Here is a 10,863-nt window from a genome sequence, read left to right as displayed (position 1 = left end):
GGGCGCAGCCCGAGCGAACCCGGAAGCCCGAGATGCCTTGATGAACATGTCGAGATCCCGGGTTCGTTCGCGGCTGGCGCCGCGCCCGCCCCGGGATGACGACGCCAAGAGCGCCGTCACTTCACCGCGCCCGCCGTCAATCCTGCCACGATCTGGCGTTGCGCGAACACCGTCAGCAACAGCACAGGAAAGGTGACGATCAGTGCCGCCGCTGCCAGCGGGCCCCAGCTCAATTGGTCGAACGAGATCATGTTGTAGACCGCCACCGGCAGCGTGCGGGTCTCGCGGCCGGCCAGCACGATGCCGAAGACGAAGTTGTTCCATGAGAAGATCACCGCCAGAATAAAGGCCACGGCGATGCCAGGCCGCGCAATCGGCAAGGCGACGTGGCGAAACACCTGCCAGCGGGTGGCGCCGTCGATGATCGCCGATTCCTCGAGCTCCATCGGCGTGGTCTCGAAATAGCCGATCATGATCCAGATGACGATCGGAACGGTCACCACGAGGTGGATGATGATCTGCGGCCAAAGCGTGCCCAGCAGGCCCAGCCACTGGAACAGCAGGAACAGTGGAATGAGATAGGAAAGCCCGGGTGTGATGCGCGCGATCAGGATGACCACCGCCGCTTTGCGGGCGCGCATGCGAGCGATGCCGTAACCCGCGGGCACGCCGACGATCAGTGCGAACAATGTCGCGGCGCCGGTGACGATCAGCGTGTTGAAGAAATACGTCGCGAACCTTTTTGACTCCAGCACTGCGGCGTAGTTGCCCCAGTTGAAGCGGTCGGGGATGAACACCGGCGGATAGGATGCGTTGTCGATCTCGAACTTGATCGACAGCGAGAACATCCAGAGGAAGAACAGTATCGCCGGCGACACGATGACGAAGATTGCGAACGTCAGGCCGATTCGGTGTAGAAGGGTTCTCATCAACCGCTGCCCCCGGTGTCGTTCCAGTGGGTGCGCTGGCGCAAATGCAACAGCGCGCCGGCCAGCACCACGATCAGCGCGAAGAAAACTACCACGATCGCCGAGGCGTAGCCGACGTCGTAATAGACGAAGGCGACGCTGTAGAGATAAAGGTTGATGGTCTCCGACGCGCTGCCGGGTCCACCTTGCGTAATGGCAAAGATGATATCGAAGCTTTTCACGGCATCGATCATTCGGATCATCGCCGCGATGAACAGGAAAGGCATGATCATCGGCAGCGAAATGTAGCGAAAGGTCTGCCACGGCGTGGCGCCGTCGATCTGCGCACTTTCATAAGGCTCTGACGGGATTGCGGACAGGCCACCCAGCACGATCAGCATCACCAGCGGCGTCCACTGCCACGTTTCCACCAGCACCAGGGACGGGATCGCGGTCGCCGGGTGGAACACCCACAGCGATGGCGGCAGCCCGACCAGCGACAGCAGATAGTTGAGAATGCCGAGCTGCGGGTGGAACATCATGGTCCATACCAGAGCGATAGCCACCGGGGTCGCCATCATCGGCAGGATGAACAGCCCGCGGAAGAAGCCGCGCAGCGGAAACTTTGTATTGAAGATGACCGCCGCCATTGTGCCGAGAATGAGCGGTAACGCCACCGATAGCGCAGTATAGACCAGCGTGTGCCAGACCGACTCGACGAACCGTGCATCGGTCGGCAAGCGCAGGTAGTTTGCAAAGCCGACGAAGGCAGGCTGCGAGCCGACTTTCCATTCGTGCAGGCTCATCCAGATCGTGTAGATCCAGGGAAAGATGATCACGGCCAGTACGACGATCATCGCCGGGATGACGAACGGCCAATAAGAGATCGGCCGCCACTGCTCAGTTGTCAACTTGGCCTCGACCGCGGCCGGCCGGACGGCTGTCAGTTCGCTCACGTTTTTTCGCTGCGCTCCAGAATCGGCCTGAACTGGTCGTGGGCCTTCTTCAACTCGGTCGCCGGGTCTGCTCCGGACAACGTGGCGGTGACTGCAGCCCCGACCAGATCCCGAAATTCGGCGACAGGTACGATCACGGGAAGGCCGAGCTTGCTGATCTTGGCCGAGGCGATCACCGAATCCAGCCACTCCTGGTTCTTGACGCCCTTGCGCACGGTCTCGTCGTTGAGGATCGAGTTGCGGAACGGCACGCCGCCGCCACTCTGCAGCAAACGGGCCCCCATGGTCTTGGAGACCGCCCACTGGCAATACAGGTAGGCGGCTTCCTTCTTCGTGCTGGTCTTGGCAATGCCGATGCCGTCGCCATAGGCAGCAGAGAACTGGCCCTTGGGGCCGGCTGGAACGACGGTGTATCCGATCTTGCCGACCACGCGCGATGCATTCGGATCCTCGATCGGCGGCGCCCAGCCGACGCCGTCGATCCACATCGCGGCGCGGCCCTGGGTCAGCGTGGCCATGGACTCCATCCAGTTGAATCCGGCGACCCCGGGAGGCGCGGTCTTGGTGAGCAGCCGCTGATACATTTTGGTGGCCTCGATGGCCTCCGAGCCATCGGTCAGAATGTTGCCCTTGGCGTCGAGGAATTCGCCGCCGTAATTCAGGAAAAAATTGGTCCACAGCGTCATGTTGGCATTGCGCAACCCGCGGCCGGTGAAGCCATAGACGCCGTTCGCGGGATCGTTGAGTTTTTCGGCAGCGGCCGCCATCTCGTCGAAGGTCTTTGGTACGGCAATGTTCTTTTTGGCGAACATCTCCTTGTTGTAGTACAGGATGAAATAATCCACCGACCACGGCAGCGAGTGCATCTCGCCCTTTTCGTTCTGCGCGAATTGCAGGCCGCCGGCGGAAAAGTCATCCACCCGCAGGTCCGGCGCGGTCAGGTTCGGATCCTTCAGGAAGCTACTGAGGTCTGCGAGCCAGCCGGCCTTTTCGAACTGCCGCTTCTGCACGTGATAGCTGACGTGGACGACGTCGAAGCTGGGTTTGCCGGAGGTGAGCTCTATGACGGCCTTCTGGCGCTGCTGCTGCTCGGGGATGACTTCCGATTCGACCTTTATGCCGGTCAGCTCGGTAAACTCTCCTGCATATTTTTGAAGCAGGTCGCCGCGCGGCCCCTTGATCAGGTTGGCCTCGATCGTGGTGCCGGCGTATTTCTTCCAGGCGGGATCGGCGAAGGCTGGAATTCCGGTGAGACCGAGCGCGCCGGTGGCGAGCGTCCCCTGCACAAAGGCACGACGGGTCGGGCCGTGAAAAGCCATGTGTCATCCTCCCTGGACTGCCGGACCCGGCGTCAATGTTGGGTCGCTCCTCGTTGCCCGAGGATGCGCCGGAAGGATTCATAGCACGATGGAGTAGGGGAGCAAGGTCGAGATGGAGAGACGGCGCGTGTCGTTGCGCGCTCAACTCAAACGAAAACCTGCGGTCCGACATTAAACCACTCGGACAGCCATTTAATCTGCCGGACGTTGAGGTCGCGCTTTCCACTGAGGATTTCTGATAGCACGCCCTGGCTTCCCACTTCCGGGAGATCGCGCTGGCTGAGCCCGTGCTGATTCATCAGAAGCCGCAACGTATCGGGCGGCGAAGCCTGCGCAGGAGCCATATGGACATCCTCGTAGTCGCCGATCCGCTCGCCGAGCAGCGCGACGAGGGAGGACAGCGGATCCTTTTCATCGGCGCCGCCCGCATCGAGCAATGCGTTCAACGCGGACAAAGCCGCCTTGTAGTCGCGCTTGGTCTTGATGGGATGCAACGGGATACGGGCAGAGATTGCGTTCAGATGCCCGGTAATGTCGGCGACCTCATCGAGGGTCAGTATCAAGGCGTCCATGAATCGTACTACTTGTGGGTGAAGACATACCTCACGTAGAGCCGCTGCTTGTCAAAATGAAGCGCGGCGACGATCCGGTATTTATTGCCGCCGATATCGAAGACGTAGAAATTTTCAACGCGGTCGACGGAGTTGAACGTCTTCCTGATGTCGGAAAATCCTGCGAAAGCCCGCGACTCGATGATGCGGCGCCAGACCTGTAGCGGCATTCCCGCAGCCGGATGCCTAGCCGTGAAGGCGACAAGAGCGCTGGTCGAAATAAACCTTATTTCAAAGCTTATCTCAAATTGAGATAGACGCAAGGGTCCTCCGAAGAATCTACGCCTTCCTGTGACTAGCGTTCACTGCGATCGCGGCCGCTGCCGTACGGTTCTCAACGCGGAGCTTGGCGCAGATCTGTTCCAGATGTTCATCGACCTTACGCGGGCTAAGGCCCAGGATCTGGGCGATATCACGGTTGCTCTTGCCCTTGCTGAGCCATGACAACACCTCGCCTTCGCGACCGGTGAGGCCGAGGTCGCGGCTGAACTCCGACGGCAGATAGGCAGCATTGTCCTTAACCCGACCCGCGTGCCCGGCCTCGCTAACCCGCCGTTCGGCCCGACCGCCCATATGGGCCGGCTGAAAGGCGACGCCCGCGACAAGGCCGCGGCCGAGGGCGCCCGCACCGTGCCGCCGCGCGAGCATGGCGGCAATTGCGACATCCAGGATCTGTCGCGCGGCTCCAAGGTGTACCTCCCGGTCTATGTGCCGGGTGGCGGTCTCTCGATGGGAGACCTGCACTTCAGTCAGGGCGATGGCGAGATCACCTTCTGCGGCGCCATCGAGATGGCCGGCTGGCTTCACATCAAGGTCGATGTCATCAAGTACGGCGCGTCGAAATACGCTATCAAGAATCCGGTGTTCAAGCCGTCGCCGATGACGCCGAACTACAATGACTACCTGATCTTCGAAGGCATCTCGGTCGACGAGGCCGGCAAGCAGCATTACCTCGACGTCCACATCGCCTATCGCCAGGCGTGTCTGAACGCCATCGAATATCTGAAGAAGTTCGGCTATCCCGGCGCCCAGGCCTATTCGATTCTCGGCACGGCGCCGGTGCACGGCCATATCTCCGGTGTCCTCGACGTGCCCAACGCCTGCGCCACACTATGGTTGCCGACGCAGATCTTCGACTTTGATATCAACCCGTCGTCAGCCGGACCCATCAAGCACATCGACGGAAAAATCCAGATGCCGCTGTCGCCGGACAAATAGCACCTTGGGCTGCGGGACACTTGTCGCCGTCTCGTAGCCTCTTTTTTCACCGCACTATCCGCGTCATTGCGAGGAGCCCTTGCGACGAAGCAATCCAGTCTTTGCGTGCTGAAGCAAAGAACTGGATTGCCGCGTCGCTTCGCTCCTCGCAATGACGGGGATAGGTCCTTGCTTCAGCGTTGGATACTCACATGCCGGTCTATGAATATCTTTGCAATGATTGCGGCCCGTTCACCGAGATGCGGCCGATGGCCGAATGCGAAGAGCCGCATGACTGCCCGCAATGCGCTGCCGAAGCGCCGCGGGTGATGCTGATGGCGCCGGCGTTCTTCTGCATGCCCGCGGACAAACGCAAGGCCCACGCCACCAACGAACGCAGCCGCCATGCGCCGAAGAGTTCCGCGGAATACAAGGCCGCGCATGGCGCCGGCTGTGGCTGCTGCTCCGGCAAGAAGCCGTCGCGGCTGGTCAAGCAGACGTGATCGGGAGCGAAAAGCTCCCGACGGCGCGGCCGTGGATGATCAGCCACTGAGCCCCAAATGTCGTCCCGGCGAACGCCGGGACCCATAACCCCCGTCCTTCGTGAGGTGCGATGGCCTCAGCGTTTCGGCAAAGCAGGCCTGCACGGCGTTTGGATCCCGGATATGCGTTCGCTGACGCTCACTTATCCGGGATGACAGGGGAGATGGCGGCGACACGTATGGCAGAATCCGCTAGATACTGGTCCCCGTCGTCGAACATCGGACGCACGGTGCAGCGGAGGCGTGCGTGCGGCAGCAGAAATTCGGCAACGGCCCCAACGTCTCCGTCATCGGGCAGGGCACCTGGTACATCGACCGCGGCGATCTCGCCGCCGCGACGGCGGCGTTGCGTCACGGCCTCGACCTCGGCATGACCCATATCGATACCGCCGAGATGTATGACGACGCCGAACTGGTCGTGGCCGATGCCATCCAGGGCCGGCGCGACGACGTGTTCCTGGTTTCCAAGGTGCTGCCAAGCAACGCTTCTAAGCGCGGTACGATCCAGGCGTGCGAGCGTTCGCTGCAACGTCTTGGCACCGACCACCTCGATTGCTATTTGCTGCACTGGCGAGGCCAGACGCCGCTCGCCGAGACGGTCGCCGCCTTCGAGGAACTGAAAGCCGCCGGCAAGATCCGCTCTTGGGGCGTCAGCAATTTCGACGCCGACGATCTTGCCGCCGTGGCAAAGGTCGCGGACAAGGGCGCGATCGCCTGCAACCAGGTGCTGTATCACCTGCAGGAACGCGCCATCGAGCACCGCGTCATTCCATGGTGCGAACAGCATGGTGTGGCCGTCGTCGCCTATTCGCCGTTCGGTCACAATGAGTTCCCGAGCCCGCGTTCGCCGGCGGGACAAGTGCTGGCCAGCATCGCTGCCGCGCATCAGGCAACGCCGCGCCAGGTCGCGCTGGCGTTCCTGACGCGGCAACCTGCGCTATTCGCGATCCCGAAAGCCTCCTCGGCCGCGCATGCCGCCGATAATGCCGCGGCTGGCGAACTGCAGCTCAGTGCCGGAGAACAGGCCGAGATTGACAAAGCCTTTCCGCTCGGTCGCGAGCCGTCGAGCCTGCCGATGCTGTGATGGCCGCCGGTTGGTCTGTTGCGGGGCGGCGGTAACCGCGAATGGGCAGCCGGGTGCATATTAGCTGCCTGATATCGGCAGTTGTCGCGAAACCGGGATCGTCGTCTGGTGCTCTGGCATCTGATTCGGGCTGGCGCTGTGCGGCGAGCCCGCAGCCCACGATTGGTTTCCCGTGACCACCCATGTTCCGCCGCCAAAGTCCGTTGTCCGCGCCGGGGTGAAGGGCCACGCCGATCGGCCGTTCCGCGGTATCGCGATGGTGATGGGCTCGACCATCTTCCTGGCGTCATCGGACGCCATGGCGAAATATTTGTCGCGCGATCTGCCGGCGATCGAGATCGCTTGGCTGCGCTTCACGGTCTTCGTGCTGATCATGCTGCCGGTCGTGCTGGTCACGCCGGGCGCGATGCGCTCGACGCGGCCGGTGTTCCAGGTGCTACGCGGCGTAGCGATGCTGTCGTCCTCCATCTTCTTCATCCTCGCGCTCGGCGCGCTGCCGATCGCCGAAGCCACCGCCACGGCCTTCGTCGCGCCGATCTTCGTCACCGGCCTGTCGATCGTCTTTCTCGGCGAGAAGGTCGGGCCGCGGCGCTGGGCGGCGACCATTGTCGGGCTGATCGGCGTGCTGGTGATCGTGCGTCCGGGCAGCGCGGCATTCCAGACGACGGCGATCCTGCCGATCCTGTCGGCGCTGGGATGGGCCGGTGCGCTGGTGCTGACGCGGCGCATTACCGGACATGACAGCGCCGTCACCACGATGGCCTTCGCGGCATTGGTCGGTTTCCTGATCCTGTCGGTGTTCGTGCCGCTGGTCTGGGTCAATCCGGGCTGGCGCGAACTCGGCATCGGTTGCGCGATCGGCGTGTCGTCGACCATCGGCCACTGGATCGTGGTGCGCGCCTTCCGCTATGCCGACGCCTCGGTGCTGGCGCCGTTCTCCTACAGCCAGCTGCTGTGGGTCTCCATCCTTGGCTTCCTGATCTTCGGCGAGCTACCGGACCTGTGGACGCTGGGCGGTGCGGCGATCATCATCTCCAGCGGCGTCTATACCGCGCACCGCGAACGCGTCCGCCGCGCCGCCATCGCGATGCCGGCGGAGCCCTATCCAGGCGCGTAGCCGGCCGTCCCCCGAAGCCCCGCACTCAGACCGGCAGGGCGATCGTGTACTTCACCTGACTGAGCGCGAAGCTGGATTCGATCGAGGCGATGCCGTCGAGCCGCGTCAGCCTGGTCTTCAGGAAGGTCTCGTAGGACGCCAGGTCGGCGGCGACCACGCGCAGCAAATAGTCGCGGTTGCCGGTCATCAGGTAACACTCCAGCACTTCCTCCCAGCCCGAAATCGCCCTGGCGAAACGCTCGAGGTCTTCTTCCTTCTGCCGCACCAGCTTGATCGAGATGAACACGCTGACGTGAAGGCCCAGCGACTTCTGGTCGACCAGCGCCATGTAGCGGCTGATCACGCCGCGCTGCTCGAGCAGCTTGACCCGGCGGTGGCAGGGCGAGACCGACAGCCCGACCTGTTCGGCAAGGTCCTGCATGGTGGTCCGGCCATCGGCCTGCAACACCCCGAGAATCTTGCGGTCGATGGCGTCGAGCGAAGTCATGGAAAGAATTCCCGAGATTGAGGGTTGTGGCGCCCAGTTTATCCCAATTTACTGCCACTTGTCGCCGATAATTGAGAAGTTTCGCGCGGGCGCGCTGCTAGACTGGCAGCAACAACACCCACCAAGCGAGAGCGCCATGCCGATCGAGCCCCGCCGGCTGCAGACCCTGACCGCGCTGGCGCGCAAGGTGCTGTGGCTGTCGTCCTGGACCATTCACAACGCCAACCACATCCGCCCCAACGCCGATGGCCTCAAGGTCGGCGGCCATCAGGCCTCGTCCGCGTCCCTGGCGACGATCATGTCGGCGCTGTACTTCGCGGTGCTCAAGCCAGAAGACCGCGTCGCGGTGAAGCCGCACGCCTCGCCGGTGTTCCATGCCATCCAGTATCTGTTCGATCACCAGACGCGGGACAAGCTGGAGAGTTTCCGCGGCTTCAAGGGCGCGCAAAGCTATCCGTCGCGCACCAAGGACATCGACGACGTCGACTTCTCCACCGGCTCGGTCGGGCTCGGCGTGGCGCAGACGCTGTTCTCGTCATTGGTGCAGGACTACGTCAGCGCGCATGGCTGGCTGAAGGACCGCCGCGAAGGCCGCATGATCGCATTGGTCGGCGATGCCGAGATGGACGAGGGCAATATCTTCGAGGCGCTGCTGGAAGGCTGGAAACATGGCCTGCGCAACACCTGGTGGATCGTCGACTACAACCGCCAGAGTCTGGATGCCGTGGTCCGCGAGGGGCTGTGGGAAAAATTCGAATCCATGTTCCGCAATTTCGGTTGGGACGTGGTGATCGTGAAATACGGCCGGCTGATGCAGACGGCGTTCGCGGAGCCCGGCGGCGAGGCGCTGCGCCATTGGATCGATAACTGTCCGAACCAGATGTATGCGGCCTTGTGTTTTCAGGGCGGCGCCGCATTTCGCAAGCGCCTCAGTGACGAGATCGGCGATCAGGGTCCAGTGTCACGGCTGATCGAGGCGCGCTCCGATGAGGAGTTATTGGCGCTGATGTCCAATCTCGGCGGCCACGACATGGCCAGCATGGTGGAGGCCTTCGAGGCGATCGATCATGACCGCCCGGTGTGCTTCATCGCCTACACCATCAAGGGCGTCGGCCTTCCGTTCCAGGGCCACAAGGACAACCATGCCGGCCTGATGACGCCGACCCAGATGGAGAAGTGGCGCGAGACGCAGCACATCCGGCCCGGGCATGAGTGGGACAAATATGAGGGGCTGACTCAGGATGCGAGCCTGCTCGACGCGTTCCTGAAAGACGTGCCGTTCATCCAGCAGGGCAAGCGCCGCCTGAACGCGCCGGCGATCGAGGTGCCCGCGCAGCTCGCCTTCAAGCCGGCGCCGTCGATGTCGACGCAGCAGGGCTTCGGCCTGGTGCTGCATGAACTGGCGCGCGGCGACACGGAGTTGGCGTCGCGCATCGTCACGGCGTCGCCGGACGTCACCGTCTCGACCAATCTCGGTGCCTGGGTCAATCGCCGCGGGCTGTTTGCGCGCGCGGAGAAGGCCGACCTGTTCCGCAGCGAAAAGATCCCCTCGACTTTCAACTGGGATTTTTCGCCGAAGGGCCAGCATCTCGAACTCGGCATCGCCGAGAGCAACCTGTTCCTGCTGATGTCGGCATTGGGCTTGTCGTCGTCGATCAACGGCGTCAGGCTGCTGCCGATCGCGACCTTGTACGATCCGTTCATCAGCCGCGCGCTCGATCAGCTCAACTACGCCTGTTATCAGGACGCCCGCTTCATGGTGGCGGCGACGCCGTCCGGCGTGACGCTGGCGCCGGAAGGCGGCGCGCACCAGTCGATCGTCACGCCGCTGATCGGCCTCGCGCAGGATGGGCTGGCCGCGTTCGAGCCGGCCTTTGTCGATGAGTTGGCGGTGATCATGGGCTGGGGCTTTGCGCATATGCAGGCGGATGACGGCGGCGCGGTCTATTTGCGGCTGTCGACGCGGACGATCGAGCAGCCGCAGCGGATGATGACGCCGGAATTGCAGCAGGGCATCACCGACGGCGCTTACTGGCTGCGCAAGCCTGGCGCCAATTGCGATCTGGTGATTGCCTATACCGGCGCGGTGGCACCGGAGGCGATCGAGGCCACGGGCCTGCTCGGCGACAGCCACCGCGACATCGGCCTGCTGGCGATCACCTCGGCCGACCGGCTGCAGGCCGGCTGGACGGCCGCGCGAAAAATCCGCCGCGGCCGGCGCGACAAATCGCATCTCAGCCATATCGAGAAACTGCTGGCGCCGCTGCCGCGCGATTGCGGCATCGTCAGCGTGATCGATGGCCATCCGGCGACGCTGGGCTGGCTCGGCAGCGTCGGCGGCCACCGGCTCGAAGCGCTGGGGGTCGAGAGCTTCGGCCAGACCGGCACCATCGGCGATCTCTACCGCCACCACGGCATCGACGCCAATGCGATCATCGATGCGGCCGAAGGCCTCAGCGGCGTTCCGGTGCTGCACCGGAAGATGGCGGTGTAGGCGAGACGGCTGATGCTCAGCGCACCTCTCCCATAGGGAGAGGTCGGATGGCGGAGCGTAGCGAAGACATCCGGGTGAGGGGTTACGGACTATCGATGGCGCGGCGCCCCCTCACCCGGCGCTTCGCGCCGACCTCTCCCCGGCGGGG

General features: G+C 63.2%; 9 protein-coding genes and 3 pseudogenes. 5 read left to right on the top strand and 7 right to left on the bottom strand.

Features of this window, described 5'->3' with window-relative positions; genetic code table 11:
- Window positions 1–116: 116 nt before the first annotated feature.
- From FIU28_RS18495 to FIU28_RS18470, 6 genes and pseudogenes are all read right to left on the bottom strand, one after another.
- On the bottom strand, window positions 117–929 hold the full coding sequence (locus tag FIU28_RS18495) for a carbohydrate ABC transporter permease (protein ID WP_168202970.1): 813 nt from the start codon (window positions 927–929) through the stop codon (window positions 117–119).
- Window positions 929–1,864, bottom strand: coding sequence for a carbohydrate ABC transporter permease (locus FIU28_RS18490; RefSeq protein WP_168202969.1), 936 nt, complete (start codon window positions 1,862–1,864; stop codon window positions 929–931). Before FIU28_RS18490 ends, FIU28_RS18495 begins: the two co-directional genes overlap by 1 nt.
- Window positions 1,861–3,183: an ABC transporter substrate-binding protein gene (locus FIU28_RS18485; protein WP_143574642.1), complete on the bottom strand. Its 1,323-nt coding sequence runs from the start codon at window positions 3,181–3,183 to the stop codon at window positions 1,861–1,863. The genes FIU28_RS18490 and FIU28_RS18485 overlap by 4 nt, the downstream gene beginning before the upstream one ends.
- 146 nt (window positions 3,184–3,329) lie before the next feature.
- On the bottom strand, window positions 3,330–3,755 hold the full coding sequence (locus FIU28_RS18480; RefSeq protein ID WP_143574641.1) for a helix-turn-helix domain-containing protein: 426 nt from the start codon (window positions 3,753–3,755) through the stop codon (window positions 3,330–3,332).
- An 8-nt stretch (window positions 3,756–3,763) separates the two neighbouring features.
- The gene (locus FIU28_RS18475) at window positions 3,764–4,057 is read right to left on the bottom strand and encodes a type II toxin-antitoxin system HigB family toxin (RefSeq protein WP_246660729.1); all 294 of its coding nucleotides are present in this window, start codon (window positions 4,055–4,057) and stop codon (window positions 3,764–3,766) included.
- Window positions 4,058–4,073: 16 nt separating this feature from the next.
- A pseudogene (locus tag FIU28_RS18470) lies at window positions 4,074–4,292 on the bottom strand (helix-turn-helix domain-containing protein); the annotation flags it as partial.
- A 12-nt stretch (window positions 4,293–4,304) separates the two neighbouring features.
- On the opposite strand from FIU28_RS18470, the pseudogene FIU28_RS18465 reads away from it, so the two are divergent.
- From FIU28_RS18465 to FIU28_RS18450, 4 genes and pseudogenes are all read left to right on the top strand, one after another.
- Window positions 4,305–5,012: pseudogene (locus tag FIU28_RS18465) on the top strand (acetamidase/formamidase family protein); the annotation flags it as partial.
- Window positions 5,013–5,203: 191 nt separating this feature from the next.
- Window positions 5,204–5,544: pseudogene (locus tag FIU28_RS18460) on the top strand (FmdB family zinc ribbon protein).
- Between the two features lie 236 nt (window positions 5,545–5,780).
- Window positions 5,781–6,617 (top strand): aldo/keto reductase, encoded by an 837-nt coding sequence (locus FIU28_RS18455; protein ID WP_143574639.1) that lies wholly within the window; start codon window positions 5,781–5,783, stop codon window positions 6,615–6,617.
- 172 nt (window positions 6,618–6,789) lie between these two features.
- Window positions 6,790–7,734: a DMT family transporter gene (locus FIU28_RS18450; RefSeq protein ID WP_441351238.1), complete on the top strand. Its 945-nt coding sequence runs from the start codon at window positions 6,790–6,792 to the stop codon at window positions 7,732–7,734.
- Between the two features lie 25 nt (window positions 7,735–7,759).
- Here the strand turns inward: FIU28_RS18450 and FIU28_RS18445 are convergent, their stop codons facing one another.
- Window positions 7,760–8,221, bottom strand: coding sequence for an Lrp/AsnC family transcriptional regulator (locus tag FIU28_RS18445; RefSeq protein ID WP_143574638.1), 462 nt, complete (start codon window positions 8,219–8,221; stop codon window positions 7,760–7,762).
- Window positions 8,222–8,357: 136 nt separating this feature from the next.
- On the opposite strand from FIU28_RS18445, the gene FIU28_RS18440 reads away from it, so the two are divergent.
- A complete protein-coding gene (locus tag FIU28_RS18440) occupies window positions 8,358–10,715 on the top strand; it encodes a transketolase (protein WP_143574637.1) in 2,358 nt (785 codons plus the stop codon).
- The last annotated feature ends 148 nt before the right edge of the window (window positions 10,716–10,863 follow it).

This window comes from Tardiphaga sp. vice154, assembly GCF_007018645.1.
Lineage (GTDB): Bacteria > Pseudomonadota > Alphaproteobacteria > Rhizobiales > Xanthobacteraceae > Tardiphaga.
The sequence above is the reverse complement of the archived record's forward strand: the minus strand, read 5'-3'. Positions and strand labels throughout refer to the sequence as shown.